Raw genomic sequence first — 20,077 nt, forward strand, 5'->3', positions numbered from 1 at the left:
ACGCATCCACGCCGAAGCATGCCAAGCTTGTCCGCTTGTGAACGTGAACACGTTCACAAGCGCAGTATGCACCACCCCTACATCGGGAGATGCGGCGGGGGTGTGTTCGTACGTCCACCGGATGATCCGACGGATGCCGGGGCGGTCACAAGCGGCGACCGGGCAGGCCTGTTGGACGACCCGGCACTTGACAGCGCGGGCCGGGGGTCGAACGGCTCAGAGCTGGCGGGGCAGCAGCACCCGGAAGGCGGCGCCCGCGCCGGGTGCGGTGTCCAGGGTCAGCGTGCCGCCGTGCGCGCCGACCAGCGCGGAGGCGATGGCCAGGCCCAGGCCCGCTCCCCCGCCCTCCCGGCGGCTGCGCGAGGCGTCCACCCGGTAGAACCGCTCGAAGACCAGGGCGGCCTGGTCACCCGTCAGGCCCGGCCCCCGGTCGGCGACCTCCAGCAGGCAGCGGCCGTCCACCGAACCGACGCCGATCCGCACCGCGGTGCCCGGCGGGGTGTGCTTGACCGCGTTGCCGACCAGGTTGGTGACCACCTGGCGCAGCCGTGCCTCGTCGCCGAGGACCGGCGCGGCCTGCGGAGCACCGGAGCCGGCCGGTCCGGTGAGCGAGACGGGCCGGCCCGGGTCGAGCGCGGTCAGGTCGTGCAGCGCGTCCGCGGCCAGGGTGCGCAGGTCCATCGGCGCGAGGTCCAGCGGGCGCTCCTCGTCGAGCCGGGCCAGCATCAGCAGGTCCTCGACCAGGCCGCCCATCCGGACGGCCTCGGCTTCGATCCGGTCCATCGCCCGGTCGGTGTCCGGCAGCGCGCCCATCCGGTGCAGCTCGGCGAAGCCACGGATGCCGGCCAGCGGGGTGCGCAGCTCGTGCGAGGCGTCGGCGACGAAGCGGCGCATCCGGGCCTCGGACTCGGCCCGGGCCGCGAAGGCCGCCTCGATCTGCGCCAGCATCCCGTTCAGTGCCGCGGAGAGGCGGCCGACCTCGGTGCCGGGCGCCAGCGCGGGCATCCGGTGCGAGAGCTCGCCGGAGGCGATCCTGGCGGCGCCCTCCTCGATCCGGCGCAGCGGGTTCAGTCCGGCCCGGACGGCGAACAGGCCGAGGACGGCGATCAGCAGCAGCACCGCGCCGCCGATCGCCAGGAAGGCCGTCCGCAGCCGGTCGACGGTGCCGCGGACGTCCTCCAGGGAGACCGCCACCAGCACGTACGCGGGGAGCTGCTGGTTCTGGCCGGTCGCGGTGGTGCCGGCGGCGGCGCCGGGCATGCCGACCGAGGCGGCCGGGTCGACCGGCAGCACGAGGACGCGCCAGTCCCCCGCGTCGTGCTCGGCCGGGACGTCGAAGGCGGTGCGCTGACGGGCCGCCAGGGTGCCGCCGTTGAGGCCGCCGAGGAAGGGGGCGCCGTCGGCGTCGCTGACCGGCTGGCGCAGCACCATCTCGACCGCGCCGTTCGAGTCGAGGTACTGGACGACGTACTGGCTGGGCAGGAACTGGTTGATCCGGCGCCCGCCGCCCTGGCCACCGCCGTCGCCCTGGGCGTTCCCGGCTCCGGCGCGCTGTCCGGCGCCCTGGCCGCCGGGCTGCGTGCGGCCCGGGACGCGGCGGGAGAGCGGCTCGCCGAACCGCTGCAGCTGCTGGTCGGTGCGCTCGACCAGCTGCGACTCGACGGTGGCGATCACCAGGGTGTCGCTGACCACCAGGCCGGTGGTGACCAGCAGCAGGGCCAGCAGGAGCAGCCGGACGCGCAGCGAGAGACGGGCCAGCACCGGTCAGGCCTGCGGCGGGCGGCGCAGCGCGTAGCCGATGCCGCGGACGGTGTGGATCAGCTTGGGTCCGTGCACGGCGCCGCCGGAGTCGAGCTTGCGGCGCAGGTAGGAGATGTAGGACTCGACGATGGAGAGGTCGCCGCCGAAGTCGTACGCCCACACGTGGTCGAGGATCTGCGCCTTGGAGACCACCCGGCCGACGTTGGCCATCAGGTAGTGCAGCAGCTTGAACTCGGTGGGGGAGAGCGAGACCGGGCGGCCGGCCCGGGTGACCTCGTGGGCGACCGGGTCGAGGGTGAGGTCGGCGACGATCAGCCGGCCGTCCTCGGCGGGGCCGCCGGCCCGGCGGAGGATGGCCCGGATGCGGGCGATCAGCTCCTCCAGGCTGAACGGCTTGGTGACGTAGTCGTCCGCGCCGAGGGCGAGGCCCTGGACCTTGTCGCCGGTGGCGTCGCGGGCGGTGAGCAGCAGCACCGGGACGTGCTCGTTGGTGGTCGGCCAGCGGGTCTGGTCGCGCAGCCGCTCGACGACGGTGAAGCCGTCGAGGTCGGGGAGCATCACGTCGAGGACGACGAGGTCGGGCCGCTCGGCGGCGACGGCGGCGAGGGCCTCCTCGCCGGTCGCCGCCGAGGCGACCCGGAACCCGGAGAAGCGCAGGCTCGCGGAGAGCAGTTCGCGGATGTTCGGTTCGTCGTCGACGACCAACAGGAACGCCTCACCGGAAGCGGACGGCCCGCCTGCGGTCTGTACTGTCCCTGACATGTGCGCTGCGCCTCCCGGTCCTCACGAAATCTTCTCATCGGACGATAGCCCGGGAAGGCTATGCGGGGTTGATGAAAGTTGGATGATTGTGGCCCCCGCCATCGTAAGCGCTCCGCACGGCTACCCGGCCGCGGCCGCCCGGGCCGCCGCACCGCGGGCCCGGGCGCGCTTGGCGTAGAGCACCGTCCACAGCACCAGCACGCCGGTCACACCGTAGGCGAGCACCGAGTTCACCGCGACCATCGCACCGGTGGACAGCACGTACGCGAGGCCGACCCGGACCAGCGCCTCGGCGACGTAGCCCACGCCCCAGCCGATGGTCAGGTTGCGCTGCACCGTGCGGAAGGCCTCGAACTCCCAGAGCCCGTTCCACCGGGCCAGGCCCTCGGCGGTGCCGTCGGTGCCGAACTTCCGGCCGAAGTAGAACATCAGCGGCCGGGGTGCGGCCAGCGACGCCAGGCAGACCACGCCGAACAGCCCGGTCACCAGCGAGTCCTTGACCAGCAGCAGCTTGGCGCTGTTCGGGCCGGCGACGGTGACCAGCACCGTGATCGCCAGGAAGACCAGGGTGATCGCGGCGAACTCGTCGACGCGCCGGTGCCAGGCCAGGTAGATCACCACGTCGACCACCGGCCACAGGCCGGAGAGCAGCAGGGCGGTGACCTCGCTGTGGCCGTGGTCGACCAGCTGGTTGTAGGTGAGCAGCGGCGCCACGATGTTCAGGCCGATGGTCAGCACCCAGCCCAGCGCGACGGCGCCGCCGCGGGCAGGCTTGTTCTCCGACACGTCTCCCCCGATTTCTCTGTACATGTCGAGCCGGACCAGCCTAGTGAGGCCGGATCGGGCGCGCCATGAAAGAAAAGGTCAAGGACCGGGCCGGGTACTGACGTCCGGTCAGCGGCTGCCGGTGCCGCCGGCCGTACCGGTGCCCGTGCCGCCGGCGCCGCGGCCGCCGAAGCCGCCCGCCGCGCCCTCGCTGAGCTGGGTGGCGGTGTAGGAGCCGTCCGAGCCCTTCTGGCCCAGCACGGTGACGGTCTGTCCGGGCTGCAGGTCGGCGACCTTCCCCTCCTTGTTGAGAGTGATCTTGGTGCTGTCGCCGGTGGTGACCTTCACGGTGTTGCCGGAGGCGTCGGTGAGGTAGACGGTCGTGCCGTCCACCGAGGCGACGGTGCCCCGGGTGAACCCGGCGTTCTGGCCGCCGGGGGCGTTCCCGCCGGCGGCGTTGCCGGCGCGGCCGCCGTAACCGCCCGCCCCGGGGAACCCGCCGTAGCCGCCCGCTCCGGCGCCCTGGCGGCCGGCCGCCGCCTGCCGGCCGCCGTTGCCGTTGCCGTTGCCGTTCCCGTCGCCCTTGGCGTACCAGGCGCCGCCGGCGAAGGAGACGGTGGCTATCACCGCGCCGGCCAGGACCAGGCTCGGCCAGGGCAGGCGGCGGCGCGGCGGGGCGGCGAGTTCCGCGGCGATGTCGCGGCCGTCGGGCGCGGTGGACAGCAGTTCGGTCGCCTCGACCTGGCCGAGGGCGCGGTCGGGCTCGTTCTCGCTGGTCATGTCGGATGCTCCTGGGTCACTCGTGGCGGAGGGCTTCGATCGGGCGCAGCGAGGCGGCCCGGCTGGCGGGGTAGCTGCCGAAGAACAGTCCGATGGCGACGGCGATGCCGAAGGCGCCGAGGACGGACTCCGGGATGACCACCGGCTCGATGCCGACGATCGTGAAGTGCGAGCCGATCAGGCCGGCGGCGACGCCGAGGCCGGCGCCGGTCACCGAGAGCAGCGTGGACTCGGTGAGGAACTGGCCCAGGATGACCGCGCGCGGGGCGCCGAGCGCCTTGCGGATGCCGATCTCCCTGGTCCGCTCGGTGACGGTGACCAGCATGATGTTGGTGATGCCGATGCCGCCGACCAGCAGCGAGATCGCCGCCACCGCGCCGAGCAGCACGGTGAAGGTCTTGGTGGTGGACTCCCTGGCGGTGAGCAGCGAGGTCTGGCTGCTGATCCGGAAGTCGACCTTGGTCGCGTCGGTGATGGCGTGGGTGCCCATCAGGATCCGGGTGATGTCGCTCTGCGCCTCGGTGGTGGCCTCGGCGGAGGCGGCCTGCACCATGATCTGGTTGACCGAGCCGAAGCCGGTGAAGGCGTTCTGCACGGTGGGCAGCGGGGCGATCACCACGTCGTCGGGGTCGTTGAAGCCGGTGGAGCCCTTCGCGGTGAGCACGCCGACCACGGTGAACGGGGTGCCGCCGATGGTGATCCGCTTGCCGACGGGCTCCTCGGTGTCGAAGAGCTGCTTGGCGGTGGTGGCGCCGATCACCGCCACCTTGCGGGAGTTGAGGACGTCGTCGTTGGAGAAGTAGTCGCCGTCCCTGACCTTCTGGTTGGCCGTCTCGAAGTACGCCGGGTAGGTGCCGACGATCGAGCCGGGCTGGTACGAGATGTTGCCGTACAGCGCGGTGCCGGTGGTGGTGACGACCGGCGCCACCGACTTGATGGACGTGCTGTCGGCGTCGGTGGCGAGCGCCTTGGCGTCGGCCACGGTGAGCGCCTTGGCGGCGGTGGCGGAGCCGCGCCCGGCGTTGGAGCTGACGGTCAGCGCGTTGGTGCCGAGCGACGTGATGGACGCCTTCACCGCCTCCGACGAGCCGTTGCCGACGGCGAGCAGCAGGATCACCGAGGCGACGCCGATGAGCACGCCGAGCATGGTGAGCGCGGAGCGGACCTTGTTGGCGACCAGGCCGCCGACCGCGAAGCGGATCATCTGCCAGAGGATCACGCGGTCACCTCCGCGGCGAGGGCGGGCGGCGGGCCGTCCACCGGCGCGCGGCGGACGTCGTCCACGATCGCCCCGTCGACCAGCCTCAGGACCCGCTTGGCGTGCCGGGCGACCTCGTCCTCGTGGGTGATCACCACGACGGTGCGGCCGGAGGCGTTGAGGCGGTCGATGATCGCCAGCACCTCGGCGGTGGAACGGGAGTCGAGGTTGCCGGTGGGCTCGTCGGCCAGCAGCATGGCGGGCGCGGTGACCAGGGCGCGGGCGACCGCGACGCGCTGCTGCTGACCGCCGGAGAGCTCGTTGGGCTTGTGCCCGGCGCGCTCGGCGAGGCCGACCAGCTCCAGCGCGGCAAGTGCCCGGCGGCGCCGTTCGGCGGCCCGCACGCCGGCGTAGGCGAGCGGCAGCTCGACCTGGGCCAGGGCGGTGGTCCGGGGCACCAGGTTGAACGACTGGAAGACGAAGCCGATCTTGCGGTTGCGCACCAGCGAGAGCCGGCCCTCGTCGAGGTGGCCGACGTCGGTGCCGTCGAGCAGGTAGCGGCCGGAGGTCGGCACGTCCAGGCAGCCGAGGATGTTCATCAGGGTGGACTTGCCGGAGCCCGAGCTGCCCATCACCGCGACGTAGTCGCCCTCCTCGATGTCGAGGCTGACGCCCAGCGGCTCGCCGGTGCCCGGTGCCGACGGGCCGCGCAACGCGTGCACGGCGGAGTCGCCCTGGCCGTAGGACTTGGTGACCCGGCTGATCCGGATCACCGGGGGCTTGGTGGCGGCCATCAGCGGTTGCCACCGCCGGTGCGGGTGCCGCCGGTGGTGCGGGTGCCGCCGCCGAATCCGCCCGTGCCGCCCGCGCCGCCGAGGCCGCCGGCCGCCCCGCCCGCGCCGGGGAAGGAACCGTTCGGGAAGCCGTTGCCGGTGGCGGCGGTGGTGGAGGTCAGCTCGACCTTGTCGCCCTCGGCGAGGCCGTCGACGACCTGGACGGTGGTGTCGCCCTCGATGCCGACGGTGACCGACACCCGCTCGGTGCTGCCGTCCTCGTGGACGAGGGTGGCGGTGCGGGAGCTGCCGGTGCCGGCGAGCGCGGCGGTGGGCACCGAGAGCGCGTTGTCGGCCTCGCCGACGACGACCGAGATGGTGGCGCTCAGGCCGGTGCGGAGCTTGCTGGTGTCGCTGCTGATCTGCAGCACCGCGCCGTACTGGACGGCGCTGCCGTTGCCGCCGGAGGAGCTGGGCAGCGAGCTGACCGAGAGCACGGTGGCGTTCAGCTTGGTGTCGGACTGCGCGTTGAGCGTGACGGTGGCGGACTCGCCCTTCTTCAGCTTGAGCGAGTCGAGCTCGGAGAAGTTGGCCGTGACCTGCATGCCGGTGGGGTTGGTCAGCACCACGAAGCCGGTGGGGGTGGTGGAGGAGGTGGTGGTGCTGCCCGTGCCGGTGCCGGTCCCGCTGCTGCCGCTCTTGCTGCCGCTGCCGGTGGAGCCGGTGCCGGAGGAGCTGCCGGTGCCGCTCACCGTCTCGCCGACCTTGCCGGCGACCGAGGCGACGGTGCCGTCGGCGGTGGCCTTCAGGGTGGTGCCGTCGAGTGCGGCCTCGGCGTTGGTGAGGGTGGTCTCGGCGGAGTCCACCTGCTGCTGGGCCTGGGCGACCTGCGCGGCGTCCACCTTGGTGGTGGTCGTGGTGGTCGGCGTCTGCTGCGCCCCGCTGCCGCTGCGGCCGCCGGAGGTGCCGGCGGAGCCGCCGGTCGTGGTGGTGACGGTCTCACCCGCCTTGGCCTTGGTGAGGTTGGCCTTGGCGGTGGCCAGCGCCGACTCGGCGGCGTCCACGTCCTGCTGGGCGGCGGTGGTGTCGACGGTGGCCAGCACCTGGCCCTTGGTGACGGCGTCGCCGACGGCGACCTTCACCGAGGTGAGGCGGCCGCCGGTGGCGAAGTCCTGCCCGGTGTCGGAGGGCGAGGAGAGCGTGCCGGAACCGGACACGGTGGCCAGGACCGTGCCCTTGGCGACGGTCGCGGTCCGGACCCGGGTACCGCCCGCGGCGGAGCTGGTTCCGGAGTCCACGGTGGTGTACGCCAGTGCGGCCCCGCCGACCAGGGCCACACCGAGCGCGGAGTTGACGAGGACGGCACCACGCCGTCGCGGGAACACCTTCATGGCGGACAGCTTCGCCCCGCGCTCTTTCCGGTTGCTGGCCCCGTCCTGGGAGTCGGCTGATGGCGCCAATCCTGACAATTCACGCATATCACCGCGCCAGGGCGGTTCTCTCTACCCGCCGGGGATGATTCGTTGATCCGATGCCCAGGGAATTCCCAGAATTTAGGCCGAGCTTCTGAACTTGCCCGGACCGGGACGCGGGCATGCTGCGGGCCCGCCGCCGTCGCCGGCAGCGGGCCCGCAGGTGCCCGGCGCGGAGCGCCTGCGGCTGAGAACTCCTGCAGCTCGGAGCTCCTCGGCTCAGAGCTCCTTGCGGAAGGCCTCGGCGGTCGCCAGGAAGATGTCGTTGCCGGCCGTCTCGCCGATCGACACCCGGACGCCCTCGCCCGGGAACGGCCGGACGACCACGCCGGCGGCGGCGCAGGCGGCGGCGAAGTCCAGGGTCCGCTCGCCCAGCCGCAGCCAGACGAAGTTGGCCTGCGAGTCGACGACCGTCCAGCCCTGGGCGCGCAGCCCGGCCAGCATCCTGGTGCGCTCGGCGACGAGCGACTCGACCCGCTCCAGCAGCGCCTCCTCGGCGCGCAGCGAGGCGACGGCGGCGTCCTGGGCGAGCTGGCTGACGCCGAACGGCACCGCGGTCTTGCGCAGCGCGGTGGCCACCGGCTCGTGGGCGACGGCGAAGCCGACCCGCAGGCCGGCCAGGCCGTAGGCCTTGGAGAAGGTGCGCAGCACGCAGACGTTCGGCCGGTCCCGGTAGAGGTCGATGCCGTTGGGCACCTCGGCGTCGCGGATGAACTCGATGTAGGCCTCGTCGACCACGACCAGGATGTGGCCGGGCACCGCGTCGAGGAAGCGCTCCAGCTCGGCGCGGTGGATGACGGCGCCGGTCGGGTTGTTGGGGTTGCAGACGAAGATCAGCCGGGTGCGGTCGGTGATCGCGGCCAGCATGGCGTCGAGGTCGTGCGCCTCGTCCGCGGTGAGCGGGACGGGCACGGGGGTGGCGCCGGCCACCTGGGTGATGATCGGGTAGGCCTCGAAGGAGCGCCAGGCGAAGATCACTTCCTCGCCGGGGCCCGCGGTGGCGAGCACCAGGGACTGGGCGACGCCGACCGAGCCGGTGCCGGTGGCGATGTGCTCGGCCGGGACGCCGAAGCGGGCGGCGAGCTCCTCGGTGAGGCCGGTGACGGCCATGTCCGGGTAGCGGTTGAACGAGCCCGCGGCGGCGGTGGCCGCCTCCAGCACGCCGGGCAGCGGCGGGTAGGGGTTCTCGTTGGAGGACAGCTTGTACGCGTCGGCACCGGCCGGCTTGCCCGGCTTGTACGTGGGGATGCCGTCCAGGGTCGGCCTCAGCCGGGGCCCCTGCGCTGCGGTACCGCTCACGGTCGTTCTCCTTCTGTGCTCTCTTGGGCGCACGTGCCGGGCCGCGCGCGCCGGGTTCGCCGTTGCCGCGCCGCCCCTCGCCACACACCCGCGCCACCCCGGTCGGGTGCCCCGCACGATACCGGCCGGGCTCACCCATGCGGGTGAGATGCCCGATCGGGTTACGGGTGCAGATCAGCCATTCTGCCGCGTTCCCACGGCACATGTCAGAGGTAACAAGGCCGGATCAGCGCGGGTATCGAAGGGTGTGATCCCTCCCGGCTCTTGGAGAAACGTATCTTCAGACCGGTGGCCGGGGCCGGTCACAGCCCGCTGTCATGCGCCATACGATCGGTCCGCCATGACAGCAGCAGCCAACCAGAGCGGTCGGCGGTCCACCTCGCGGCGCCTTGAGCGGGCCGGCATCCGGGACGTGGCGGCGGCCGCCGGAGTGTCGATCACCACGGTCTCGGACGCCCTCAACGGGAAGGGCCGTCTGCCCGACGAGACCAGAAGCAGGGTGCGCGAGGTCGCCGAGCGCCTGGGCTACCGCCCGTCCGCGGCCGCCCGCACCCTCCGCACCGGCCGCTCGGGCCTGATCGGCCTGACCGTCACCACCTACGGCGAGGAGCCGTTCACCTTCACCGAGTTCGCCTACTTCGCGGAGATGGCGCGGGCCGCCACCAGCGCGGCGCTCGGCCGCGGCTTCGCGCTGGTCGTGCTCCCCGCCTCGTCCCGGCACGACGTGTGGGGCAACATCGCGCTCGACGGCACGGTGGTCATCGACCCGCCCGACCAGGATCCGCTGGTCACCGAGCTGTACCGGTCCGGCGTGCCGGTGGTCAGCGACGGCAAGCCGGGCAACTGCCCGGTCACCGCCTGGGTGGACAACGACCACGAGGCCGCGGTGCTCGACATCCTGGAGCACCTCTCCGAGGCCGGCGCCCGCCGGATCGGCCTGCTCACCGGGACGAGCACCGACACCTACACCCGGCTCTCCACCGAGGCGTACCTCGGCTGGTGCCGGCGGGTGGGCCAGGAGCCGGTGTACGAGGCCTACCCCGCGCACGACCCGGCGGCGGGCGCCCTCGCGGCCGACCGGCTGCTCGCCCGGCCGGACCGGCCGGACGCGGTCTACGGCCTCTTCGACCCGAACGGCACCGATCTGCTGGCCGCCGCCCGCCGGTACGGCCTGCGCGTCCCGGACGACCTGCTGCTGGTCTGCTGCAGCGAGAGCGACGTGTACGCGGGCACCGAGCCGCCGATCACCACCCTCTCGCTCAAGCCCCGCAAGATCGGCACCACCGTGGTCAACCTGCTGATCGACGCGATCGAGGGAGTCGACTCCGGCTCCGGCGCGGCGGCCGGGCAGCGGGGGGAGGGCGCGCGGCTCTTCCCGCCGCGCTTCCGCACCGCCGGGACGGGCCCGCCGCCGGGCACCCTGATGCCCACCGAGCTGATCGTCCGGGCCTCCTCGCAACGGCGCAGCCCCCGGACGACGGTCAGCCCGCCGCGGTCCCCGGGCCAGGGGTAGGGCGTGCCCCGCCGATCCCGCCGGGGCCGGTCCGGCCGGCTCCGGCCGGCTCCGGCCCGAGGTCCAGACCATCCCAGACCGGGTCGGACCGGGCCGCCCGGTCCCGTCCGGTGACGCTCCGAAGGATTGGATGCCCACCAGGTGAGGACGGCGGGAGAGTGGTCTTCCTATGATGGTCGAATGACACCCGAGGACCGCTTCCCCGGGCCTGATCAGCCCCACTCAGGCCCCCGCCACCACCAGGACCTCGACGTGCTCCCGTACGGCTCCTACTACGAACCCTCCGAGCCGCCGACCGGCTACGGCTACGACGAGACCTACAGCGGCTACGGCGGCGCCCACTACCTCGAGCAGCACTGGCACGCCCCGATCCACCACGGTGCGCACCCGGCCGGCCACGACGCCACCGTGCAGCTCGGCACCCTGCACCAGGCCGGCCCCGAGCAGGCGGCGCCCGAGCCGCCGCAGGCGCCCGCCGCGGGCGGCGAGGACCCGCCGACCATCGAGCTCGGCCCGCCGCTCACCGAGCAGCCGGTGAACTTCCCGTACCCGCAGCCGGAGCCCGGCGAGGCCCCCGGCCCGCTGTACGTGATCGGCGACGTGCACGGCTACCTGGACGAGCTGCTCGCCGCCCTCCGCCACGCCTCCCTGATCGACGCCGACGGCCACTGGGCGGCCGGCCGCTCCCGGGTCTGGTTCCTCGGCGACTTCACCGACCGCGGCCCCGACGGCATCGGCGTGATCGACCTGGTCATGCAGCTCGCCGCGGAGGCCGCCGCGGCCGGCGGCTACTGCCGAGCCCTGATGGGCAATCACGAACTGCTCTTCCTCGGCGCTGCCAAGTACGGCGACGAGCCCGTCCAGTCGACCGCCGGAACCGCCTCCTTCCTCGCCGCCTGGCGTCTCAACGGCGGCCAGCAGCACGACCTGGACCGGCTGGAGTCGCACCACATCAGCTGGCTCTCCCGGCTGCCCGCGATGGCGCTGGAGGACGGCCACCTGCTGCTGCACTCCGACACCACTGCCTACCTCGAGTACGGCGAGTCGATCGCCGAGGTCAACGACGCCGTCCACAACGTGCTCGCCGACGAGGGCGCGGACGAGTGGTGGGACTGCTTCCGGCGCTTCACCAAGCGGTTCGCCTTCCGCGGCGAGAACGGCCCGGCCGCCGTCCACGAGCTGCTCGGCGCGTACGGCGGGTACCGCGTGGTGCACGGCCACAGCCCGATCCCGTACCTGACCGGCGCGGTGCACGCGGACGACGGCGCGCCGCCGCACGTCCCCGGCCCGTACATCTACGCGGACGAGCTGGCCGTCGCGATGGACGGCGGGGTCACCATGGACGGCCGCCTGCTGATCGCCCGGCTGCCGGTGAACTGAACGCGGGGCTGCACGGGCTGAACACCGCCGACCTTCCTGACGTTCCGTCGGGGTGGGCTGACGGAGCGTCGACGAACCGTCCGGAACGTCCACCGGGCGCACTGAAAATCCGGAAAGCGACTGTCTGAGCCTCGGTGGTCCCCCCTACCATCGAGGCACCACGCAGCCGCCCGCCCGTCACCGGGCCGCCGCGCCGCACCAGTCCACCGCCGTGAATCAGCGGAACGGGGTCCCCATGACCGACGCCCCGCACCTGCTCGCCGAGGACCGCCCGGACTACGAGCGCATCCTCGACGAAGCACTGCGCGACGGAACCATCCTCGAAGCCCTGCGCGAACCCGAACCCCACCTCAACACCGAGCAGCTGCGCACCAAGGCGATGCTCAACGCGGGAACGGTGGCCGCGGCCGCCGCCCCGGAGTACCGGCACTACCTCGGCCTGCGCGAGGACCTCAGACGCTCCGCCGCGCCCGGCGGCGAGCGCGGCGGCCTCGGCGGCGAACTCTCCGGCCGGCTGCGCTCCGACGAGGGGGCCGGCCTCTTCCCGGTGCTCACCGTCCTCGCCCCGGTGCTCTCCTGGTCCGCCGCCGCCCTGCTGCTCGCCATCGGCTACGCCCTGCGCGCCGCCCGGCCCGCCCTGCCGCTGGGCCGCAGCGTGGTCACCGCCGGCTGGGCCGCCATCGCCGTCGGCACCGCCGCCATGGCCGTCGGCATCGTCGGCCTGCTGCTCACCGCGCTGCGGGACAGCTCCGCGGGCCCGGCCGGGCAGGACCCGAACCTCGCCGCGGACGTCGCCGAGGCCCGCCGGGCCTGGCACACCGCGCTGCGCGAACGCGCCCTGCTCCCCTACCTGTACGACAACCTCGGCTCCGCGCCGGCGCTCTCCCCGCAGCCCACCGGCCGGCCGGTCCCGCCCGACCTGCTCAGCCCCGGCTACAGCCGGCCCGGGTACAGCAGCGCCGGATTCACCAGCCCGGGCGTCGAGGGGCTCACCGACCAGGAGGGGCGGGAACCCCGCACGGCCGAGTTCACCAGCCCCGGCTACACCCCGCCCGGCTTCACCGGGCCGGACGAGGTCTCCAGCTGAGCCGCGCCCGCCGGGCCGCCGCCGCGCCGCGCCCGGGTTCACCCGGACGGGCGGTCGGGCTGGGCCGAGCGGCGCAGATCACCGGTGGCACCGAGAACGGAACGGCCCCACCGGCCCATCATCCCCGGCATGAGGACCTCTCAGCGGGCCGTGCGAACCGCGACGGTGCTCGCCGCCACCCTGGTGATCACCGCATTCGTGCTGCCCACCGGCGGCGTGCGCAACGGCAGCCTGCGGTCGGCGGGCCGGGCGGTGCACCCGGAGCCGGAGTCCCGCTGCCCGGCCCTCGCCGTGGTGGGCCACCGCGGTGCGCCGAAGGCCGCCGCCGAGAACACCATGGCCGCCTTCCGGGCCGCCCTAGACGGCGGCGCGGACTGGTTGGAGACCGACGTGCAGACCACCCGGGACGGCGTCCCGGTGCTGATGCACGACGCCACCGTCGACCGGGTCACCGACGGCCGCGGCAGTGTCGGCGACCTGACGGCCGCACAGATCGCCGCCCTGCACGTCACCGTGGGCCCCGGACCGGCGCAGCCCGTCCCCACGCTGGACGAGCTGCTCCGGGAGATCGCCGGCACCGGCACCCGGCTGCTGATGGAGATCAAGGAGCAGCGCAGCCCGCAGGACGCGGCCCGGATCGCCCGGGCGGCCGCCGCGAGCGGGGCGGACGTGGTGCTGTACTCGTTCTTCCCGGCGATGCTGCGGGCGGCCCACGAGGCCGCACCGGAGCTGCCCGCCGTCCTGCTCCAGGGCGGCCTCCCGACCCTGGACCCGGGCGGGCTGCGGCTCGACGGCATCGCCCTGGACGAGCAGCTCGCCACCCCGGAGCGGATCGCCCGGGAGCACGCCGCGGGCCGCCAGGTCTACGTGTGGACGCTCGACCGGGAGAGCGCCTGGCGGACGGCGGCCGACCGGCACGCCGACGCGGTGATCACCGACATCCCGGCGGCCGCCCGCGGCTGGACCGACGCCAACTGCCCGCCGTTGCTCTGAGCGGCCCCGAGCGGACGGTGCCGACGGGCCGTCAGTGCAGGATGCCGGCCTGCCGGGCGGCGGTGAGCCAGGAGGGGAACTCGGAGAGCAGCCGGTCGTAGAGCTCGGGGTCGGAGATCGCGTCGATGTCGTCCACGGCGAAGAAGCCGACGTTGTCCACCCGGCGGCCCGGCAGGGTGTCGAACCGCTCCAGCACGCCGTAGTCGGCCCGGCCCAGGCCGACGAACTGCCAGAAGACCGGCTCCTCGACGGCCGCCCGGAGCTCCTGCTCGATGGCCGCGTTGCGGTAGACGCCGCCGTCCGAGAAGAACAGCACCAGGGTCGGCTCGGCGGCCGGGTGCGCGCGGACGAACGCGCGGACCTCGGCGATCACCTTCTGCTCCTCGTTCTGGATGCCGACGAACCGCATGTCGACCTGCCCGGGCAGCATGCCCGGACGCGGCCTCTTCGGCCGGCCGAAGAGGGTCAGCTCGCCCACCCGCACATGGCGCGGGATCCACTCCGGCAGCTCGGCGGCGTACAGGTCCGGGAGACGGGCCGGGTGGGTGGCGAAGGTCCACGCGGGCATCGGGCCGTCCTCGGACAGCTGGGCGGCAACCGCGGCCATCCGCTCGACCACCCCGGCCACCGTGCCGCGGCGGTACAGGCCGGACATCGACCCGGAGGCGTCCAGCACCAGCACCACCCGGGCCCGGACGCCGGCCGCGCCGTGCTTCTGCAGGCTGACCGCCACCTGCTGCTTGCGCAGCGAGAGCCGCTTGCGGATGTCCACCGGCAGCGCCTGCTCCTCCTCCGGCCCGGTTGCGGCGTCCGCCGGCTCGACTCGGGGAGGCTCGGGGCGCGGGGGCTCCGGTCGGACGGCGGGGGCGGGGGCTGGGGCTGGGGCTGGGGCGACCGGTTCGACGGCCCCGTAGTCGGCGGTGAGACCGGACCAGCCGGTGTCGTAGCCCTGGCCCACGGCGCGGAACTTCCACTGGACGGCCCTGCGGTAGAGCTCGCCGCCGACGATCGCGGTCTCCCGTCCGGCCTCGATCGGGAAGTGCGCCACGGCGGCACCGGTCCGGCTGTCCGTCAGCACTAGTTCCAGGGCGCGCAGTTGGCCGAGGGTGCCGCCGTCCTCGGCGGTGGCGCAGAGCAGGATCCGTTCGACCTCGGGGGCGAGCCCCGCGAGGTCCGCGTCGACCGTGCGCTCGCCGCTCCGCCGGACGCGGCCGGAGGGGTCGGCCTGGCGGGTGCCGCCGACCGTACCGCCCTCGCCGAGCACCCGGCCGTCGCCGCCGAGCAGAAGCGCCCAGATCCGGACGGCCGGTCCGCCCGGCGCGGGCGCCCAGGAGAATGCGGCCCGGACCTCCGGCGCCCCGACGGCCAGATTGGCGCCCTTGCCCAGCGAACTCGACGTCATCCCGCCAGTGTGCCAAGCGGGCCCGTCCGACGGCGTCCCGAAACCGACTTTCGCCGTGGACATTCCACGGAGAACAGCGCCGGATAGCACGCGGAATTACCCCTGTCCATCACGCTGCGGAATGGCTTGACTACGGATCCGGCGGGGCGATTGGATGGCGCGGTCGCCATCGGCGGAACATGCGCCGGCTGTCGGCACCGGACCGTTTCCGGCCGTTCCCGACCATTGCCAGCAGGCGGGCGCCGGCGCCCCGGACATCGGTCCGGAATTTCCGGCCGCAGCGGAGCGCGCGGCCGCGGACGGCGAATTGCCGGAACAGGAGAGACGTGAGCAGCGACCACGGCGAATTGCTCGCCGAAATACGCGCACTGCGCGACCGGGTGGCCGGTGTCACCGATCTGGCGTTGGCGGCCGTGGACGGCCTGCTGATCACTGCGGACGCCGAGGAGGGCCTCGACACCGAGAGCCTGGCCGCGCTGGCCGCAGCCTCACTCGGCCTGGCCCGGCGGGCCGGCCACGCCACCGGCAAGGGGCTGCTGCACCGGACGGTGGCGCAGTTCAGCCACGGCTACGTGGTCGTCCAGCCGATCGGGCGGCTCGGTCTGATGACCGTCCTCGGCGACGCGGAGCTCGACATCGACCACCTGCACGCCGAGTCGCAGGCCTCGGCCGAGAGGATCGACCTGCTGCTGACGGCGCCGCGCACCTGAAACACCCTCCAGGCGATGCGGGGGCGGTGGGCGGGCGGCGTGGCGGACGGGAAGCGGACGGATCCCGACCTGATCGCGCCGTACCGTGGTGCCCGCCGAGGAGGAAGGGCTCCCACCGGCCGCGAAGGAGTGTCATGGGCAACGAGGTCCCTCCGGTGCCCGCCGGCTACCGCACCGTCACCCCGTGGATCGTCGCGCGGGATGCCGCCGGGCTGATCGGCTTCCTGACCGAGGCGTTCGGGGCGACCGAGGTGGCCCGGGTGCTCGATCAGGACGGCACCGTCGGCCACGCCGAGGTCCTGATCGGCGACTCGGTGGTGATGCTCTTCGACGCCAAGGAGGAGTGGCCGGACACCCCGGCCTTCCTCCGGCTGTACGTGCCGGACGGCGACGCCGTGCACCGGCGCGCGGTGGCGGCCGGCGCCGAGTCGGTGACCGCGATGACGGAGCTCTTCTTCGGCGACCGGGTGGGCCGCGTCCGCGACCCGTGGGGCAACCTCTGGTGGATCCAGACGCACGTCATGGACGTACCGCCCGAGGAGATGGCCGCGGCCTCCCTGGAACCGGCGCAGCTCGCGGCGATGCGCCGGGTCCAGGACTCCCTCGACCGCGAACTGCGCAGCCGCAGGGAGCCCTGATCCCGGCGCCCCGGGGTCATTCGGCGGCAGGTCATTCGATGCCGGTCATTCGGCGGCGGGGCGGGAGGTGCCGGGCGCGGGCCGCCCGGTCGCCGGGCGGGTGCGGCCCTCGGTGAGCAGCATGACGCCGGACAGCAGGACGACGACGGCGGCCGAGACGTGGACGCCGATGGCGGTGGCGACGGTACCGCCGTGCGTGACCACCGCGAGCGCGTCACCCAGCGGGACGATCGCGTCGATGAGGATCACCCAGCCGAGCACCCGGCGCTGCCCGAGGCCGAGCAACAGGAACACGGTCCCCGCGAGGGCGAGGTCCCGGAAGCCCTTGACGACGTAGTAGCCGCTCGCGTTGCCCTGCGGCCAGGGGTCGATGCCGAAGCCGGGGGCGGCGCCGCCGGGGTTCAGCAGGAAGTTCAGTCCGAAGAACAGGACGGTGGCACCGGTCAGCGCGGCCAGTGCGGTGGCGATGTGACGCCTGGTCATGATTCCCCCTACGGATTTGTCCTAGCACTGCTAGATCTGAGAGCGATGCTAGACCTAGCGGCGCTTCAATGTCTAGCAGTGCTAGGATCCAGGGCATGCCAGCACAGCAGCGCCGGGAGCGCGAACGAGCGGAACGACACCGCCTGATCATCACCGCGGCCCGTGAACTCGCCGAGGCGGAAGGCTGGGGCGCGGTCACCACGCGCCGCCTCTCCGAGCGGGTCGAGTACAGCCAGCCGGTGCTCTACAGCCACTTCAAGGGCAAGGACGCGATCGTCGCCGCGGTCGCCGTCGAGGGCTTCGAGGAGTTGGCCGCCACCCTGCGCCGGGCCCGCACCGACAACCCGGACCGCCGCGCGGCCCTGGCCGCCCTCGCCGGGGCCTACCTGGAGTTCGCGCGGACCAGGCCGGCGGTCTACGCGGCGATGTTCGTGCGCGAGACCGACATCGAGTTCGGCACCGCGGCGACACCGGCCCCGCTGAAGGCGGCCTTCGGCGAGTTCTTCGCCGCGGTCGAACCTCTGGCCGCCGCCCGCGGCGCCGACCCCGAGACCCTCACCGAACTGTTCTGGAGCGCCCTCCACGGCCTCGCCACCCTCACCGAGGGCAGCCGGCTCCGCCCCCACGCCCACCAGGCCCGGGTCGACCTCCTCATCGGCCTGACCGCCGACGGCACCTGAGCCGCCGCCGTCAGCCGAGCAGGAGTTCTGCTGCCGGGGTGTGGTTTCCGGTCACAGAGGCTCCGGCCATCGCCGACGCGGCCGAGTCCGGGTCGGTGCCGGGCGGCACGACCAGCAGCAGGAAGTGGTCCTGGAAGCCCCGCGTGACGCTGATCGTCGCGTCGCTGCCGGTGAACCAGTTGATTCTGATCGTCAGGCCGTTCACCAGGACGGACCGGGGCACTCCGTCCCAGGCCGATGTGTCGAGGCCGACCCGGACGATGCGTCCGAAGTGGGCGCCGAGCGCGGTGACCAGGTCCGGCAGCTCGGCGAGGATGTGGTTCGTGCGGGGCCACCAGGCGCCGTCGAAGACGCCCTCCCGCGTCATGGTCGGCTCCAGAAGCAGGCGTGGCAGCGACGGGACTCCGGGCACCGACCACGGCCCCGAAGCGGAAGCGGGAGGAAGAGGGATCGGCATCACGAGGGGCCGCCCGTCCGGTCCGGAAGGGACCAATTCATGACCCAGGGCGACGCCGACGCTGGTGCCGGTATGCGGAATGTCCTCGGTTACCTCCACGGTACTCCGCCACGGCCCCGCCCGGGCCGCCTCAGGAGTAGGATCCCAGGCATCCAGGGCATCCCGCACTCCGGTACCGTTCCGGCCTCGTTCTGGGTGAAGACAGCCCGGCAGTCCCCGGCCTGCGGCCGGAGGCGGGAAGCGGTGAGAACCGTGACCACTCACTCCCTCGAGGCGGCACCGCGCGGCCACGGCCTCACCGTCGCCGACGCCATGGATCCCTGCGACTACCACATCTCCGACGACAGCACCGTCGACCAGGCCGTCGACATCCTCCGCAGCGCCCATGTCGAGTACCTGCTCGTCCGCGACCACAACGGCCGGTGCGAGGGACTCGTCACCCGCGCCGGACTCCACCCGTTCCTGACCCGCTCGTGGTACACCGAGCGGACCGCGATCAGCGCCGTCGCGCACCAGCGCGGCCCGTTCGCCTGGCCGACCCTGGGTCTGGCCCTGGCCGCGATCGCGATGCGCGTCAGGCGGCTGACGGTCTGGCCCGTCGTCGACGAAGCCGGCTACATCCTCGGCGTGCTCACGGCAGAGCGCGCCACCCACCTCCTCGCAGTCACGCCCACATGAACAGACGTGCCCTGCCGTAGCGCTGCCCGGGAAGCCCCCTCCACTTCCCGGGGCAGCGCGGTTCTCGGGGGCGTCAGTCGGCCAGCGGGAGGTAGACCCGGTTGCCCTGGGCGGCGAATTCGGCGGACTTCTCGGCCATGCCGGCCAGGGCCTCGGTGTCGTAGCCGGACTCGACGGCCGTCGGTCCGTCGCCGTGTTCGTCGCGGATCTTCTGACTGATCTTCATCGAGCAGAGATTCGGCACGAACCCAGCACGTTCCCCGGTACCCGACGTGCCGACGGCCAACGTCCGCCAGATTCCGATACCCACCAGCCCGCCGAGTGCCGCACCTTCCTCGGCGTCACCCTCTGCTCTCGGAGGACCCGCTGATGGAAGTCCACGAAAGAGGAACCCCAGCCGACGCACGGCTGGGGTTCCTCTATGCGGAGTACCGGTCAACAGGTCGAGTCGGGCCCGTTCCTACGTGCCGGCAGGCTGCACCCGATCGTGATCACCGCGGACCGGGGGTCAGCGCTGCAGGGTGAGGACGCCGGGCCGGTACGGCAGTCGGTCGTAGGGTCCGGTCGCGGTGGGGGACTTGCCCTGGTAGAGGAACTGCAGGTTGCAGGGGTCGATGGTCATGGTCTGGTCGGGGTTGTTGCGGACCAGGTCGCCGTGGCTGATGTCGTTGGTCCAGGTGGCGCCGCTGTTGGCCTTGCCCGCGAAGGGGTTGCTCTCGGTGGCGGCCTGCGGGGTCCACGAACCGCTGAGGCTGGTGGCGGTGAAGGAGCGGAAGTAGCGCCCGTTCGCACCCTGCGCCTCAACGATCATGAGGTACTGGTTCTGATCCTTGACCTTGTAGACCTGCGGCGCCTCGAACAGGTTGTTCACCGTGTCGCTCATGACGGTGGTGTACGACGAGCCGAAGTTGCCCGGGAAGTTCCCGATCGGCATGCTCGCCCGGTAGATGCTGCCGTTGTCGCCGGCGAAGAACAGGTACATGTTCTGGCCGTCGGCGATCAGGGTCTGGTCGATCGGGCCGGTGCTGGACTTGGGGATGCTGCCGGTGAACAGCGGCTGCGGCGCGGACCAGCCGTTGGGGTTGGTCGGGTCGCTCGACGTGCGATAGATGAACGGCCACTGCCCCCACTGGTACGCCAGCACCCAGATCTTCTTGGGCGCGAAGTAGAACAGCGTGGGCGCCACCGCGGCCTGGCCCATCCCGCTCTGCCCGGCCGACGCCATGTCCGACCAGTTCGTGAACGG

General features: G+C 73.0%; 21 protein-coding genes. 8 read left to right on the top strand and 13 right to left on the bottom strand.

The features are described 5' to 3' along the window. Window positions 1-216 precede the first annotated feature (216 nt). The 8 genes from AB0P35_RS29080 to hisC all read right to left on the bottom strand — a co-directional run bounded on the left by AB0P35_RS29080 (window position 217) and on the right by hisC (window position 8,810). Window positions 217-1,761 (bottom strand): HAMP domain-containing sensor histidine kinase, encoded by a 1,545-nt coding sequence (locus AB0P35_RS29080; RefSeq protein WP_363516478.1) that lies wholly within the window; start codon window positions 1,759-1,761, stop codon window positions 217-219. Between the two features lie 3 nt (window positions 1,762-1,764). After that, entirely contained in the window at window positions 1,765-2,523 is a 759-nt protein-coding gene (locus tag AB0P35_RS29085; RefSeq protein ID WP_363516481.1) for a response regulator transcription factor, read from the bottom strand. Window positions 2,524-2,643: 120 nt separating this feature from the next. Then, on the bottom strand, window positions 2,644-3,309 hold the full coding sequence (locus AB0P35_RS29090) for a VC0807 family protein (RefSeq protein ID WP_257019104.1): 666 nt from the start codon (window positions 3,307-3,309) through the stop codon (window positions 2,644-2,646). 108 nt (window positions 3,310-3,417) lie between these two features. Next, on the bottom strand, window positions 3,418-4,068 hold the full coding sequence (locus AB0P35_RS29095; RefSeq protein ID WP_363516484.1) for a DUF5666 domain-containing protein: 651 nt from the start codon (window positions 4,066-4,068) through the stop codon (window positions 3,418-3,420). 16 nt (window positions 4,069-4,084) lie between these two features. Next, entirely contained in the window at window positions 4,085-5,287 is a 1,203-nt protein-coding gene (locus AB0P35_RS29100) for an ABC transporter permease (protein WP_095873770.1), read from the bottom strand. Continuing rightward, window positions 5,284-6,060 carry an ABC transporter ATP-binding protein gene (locus AB0P35_RS29105; protein WP_095873771.1) on the bottom strand — a complete coding sequence of 259 codons (777 nt, stop codon included), beginning with the start codon at window positions 6,058-6,060 and terminating at the stop codon, window positions 5,284-5,286. Before AB0P35_RS29105 ends, AB0P35_RS29100 begins: the two co-directional genes overlap by 4 nt. Further along, window positions 6,060-7,430, bottom strand: coding sequence for a biotin/lipoyl-binding protein (locus tag AB0P35_RS29110; protein WP_363516488.1), 1,371 nt, complete (start codon window positions 7,428-7,430; stop codon window positions 6,060-6,062). The genes AB0P35_RS29105 and AB0P35_RS29110 overlap by 1 nt, the downstream gene beginning before the upstream one ends. Before the next feature lie 300 nt (window positions 7,431-7,730). After that, on the bottom strand, window positions 7,731-8,810 hold the full coding sequence (gene hisC / locus AB0P35_RS29115) for a histidinol-phosphate transaminase (protein WP_363516491.1): 1,080 nt from the start codon (window positions 8,808-8,810) through the stop codon (window positions 7,731-7,733). Between the two features lie 340 nt (window positions 8,811-9,150). Between hisC and AB0P35_RS29120 the strand changes: the two genes are divergently transcribed. The 4 genes from AB0P35_RS29120 to AB0P35_RS29135 all read left to right on the top strand — a co-directional run bounded on the left by AB0P35_RS29120 (window position 9,151) and on the right by AB0P35_RS29135 (window position 13,783). After that, window positions 9,151-10,323: a LacI family DNA-binding transcriptional regulator gene (locus tag AB0P35_RS29120; RefSeq protein WP_095873774.1), complete on the top strand. Its 1,173-nt coding sequence runs from the start codon at window positions 9,151-9,153 to the stop codon at window positions 10,321-10,323. 180 nt (window positions 10,324-10,503) lie between these two features. Continuing rightward, window positions 10,504-11,703 (top strand): metallophosphoesterase, encoded by a 1,200-nt coding sequence (locus tag AB0P35_RS29125; RefSeq protein ID WP_363516495.1) that lies wholly within the window; start codon window positions 10,504-10,506, stop codon window positions 11,701-11,703. Window positions 11,704-11,938: 235 nt separating this feature from the next. Beyond that, window positions 11,939-12,790 (top strand): hypothetical protein, encoded by an 852-nt coding sequence (locus AB0P35_RS29130; RefSeq protein WP_095873776.1) that lies wholly within the window; start codon window positions 11,939-11,941, stop codon window positions 12,788-12,790. Between the two features lie 129 nt (window positions 12,791-12,919). Further along, on the top strand, window positions 12,920-13,783 hold the full coding sequence (locus AB0P35_RS29135) for a glycerophosphodiester phosphodiesterase family protein (RefSeq protein WP_363516500.1): 864 nt from the start codon (window positions 12,920-12,922) through the stop codon (window positions 13,781-13,783). A 31-nt stretch (window positions 13,784-13,814) separates the two neighbouring features. Here AB0P35_RS29135 and AB0P35_RS29140 read toward each other — a convergent pair whose 3' ends face one another. Further along, a complete protein-coding gene (locus AB0P35_RS29140; RefSeq protein WP_363516503.1) occupies window positions 13,815-15,185 on the bottom strand; it encodes a VWA domain-containing protein in 1,371 nt (456 codons plus the stop codon). A gap of 326 nt (window positions 15,186-15,511) precedes the next feature. Here AB0P35_RS29140 and AB0P35_RS29145 point away from each other — a divergent pair, with 326 nt between their 5' ends. Both AB0P35_RS29145 and AB0P35_RS29150 read left to right on the top strand, forming a co-directional pair. Next, entirely contained in the window at window positions 15,512-15,895 is a 384-nt protein-coding gene (locus AB0P35_RS29145) for a roadblock/LC7 domain-containing protein (protein ID WP_257019105.1), read from the top strand. A gap of 134 nt (window positions 15,896-16,029) precedes the next feature. Continuing rightward, entirely contained in the window at window positions 16,030-16,533 is a 504-nt protein-coding gene (locus AB0P35_RS29150) for a VOC family protein (RefSeq protein ID WP_363516507.1), read from the top strand. Window positions 16,534-16,578: 45 nt separating this feature from the next. On the opposite strand, the gene AB0P35_RS29155 is transcribed toward AB0P35_RS29150, so the two are convergent. Then, complete coding sequence (locus tag AB0P35_RS29155; protein ID WP_363516510.1) at window positions 16,579-17,016, bottom strand: DUF4267 domain-containing protein; 438 nt, start codon at window positions 17,014-17,016, stop codon at window positions 16,579-16,581. A gap of 95 nt (window positions 17,017-17,111) precedes the next feature. On the opposite strand from AB0P35_RS29155, the gene AB0P35_RS29160 reads away from it, so the two are divergent. Next, on the top strand, window positions 17,112-17,696 hold the full coding sequence (locus AB0P35_RS29160) for a TetR/AcrR family transcriptional regulator (RefSeq protein WP_363516513.1): 585 nt from the start codon (window positions 17,112-17,114) through the stop codon (window positions 17,694-17,696). Between the two features lie 10 nt (window positions 17,697-17,706). Here AB0P35_RS29160 and AB0P35_RS29165 read toward each other — a convergent pair whose 3' ends face one another. Beyond that, window positions 17,707-18,153 (bottom strand): DUF5994 family protein, encoded by a 447-nt coding sequence (locus tag AB0P35_RS29165; protein WP_363516516.1) that lies wholly within the window; start codon window positions 18,151-18,153, stop codon window positions 17,707-17,709. Between the two features lie 252 nt (window positions 18,154-18,405). On the opposite strand from AB0P35_RS29165, the gene AB0P35_RS29170 reads away from it, so the two are divergent. After that, window positions 18,406-18,831 (top strand): CBS domain-containing protein, encoded by a 426-nt coding sequence (locus tag AB0P35_RS29170; RefSeq protein ID WP_363516519.1) that lies wholly within the window; start codon window positions 18,406-18,408, stop codon window positions 18,829-18,831. Between the two features lie 73 nt (window positions 18,832-18,904). Here AB0P35_RS29170 and AB0P35_RS29175 read toward each other — a convergent pair whose 3' ends face one another. Together AB0P35_RS29175 and AB0P35_RS29180 are read right to left on the bottom strand one after the other, a co-directional pair. Further along, entirely contained in the window at window positions 18,905-19,057 is a 153-nt protein-coding gene (locus tag AB0P35_RS29175) for a hypothetical protein (RefSeq protein ID WP_363516530.1), read from the bottom strand. A 282-nt stretch (window positions 19,058-19,339) separates the two neighbouring features. Beyond that, window positions 19,340-20,077 (bottom strand): non-reducing end alpha-L-arabinofuranosidase family hydrolase (locus AB0P35_RS29180; RefSeq protein ID WP_363516522.1); only part of this gene is annotated, 738 nt, incomplete at its 5' end.

This window comes from Kitasatospora sp. NPDC085879 (assembly GCF_040686255.1).
Lineage (GTDB): Bacteria > Actinomycetota > Actinomycetes > Streptomycetales > Streptomycetaceae > Kitasatospora.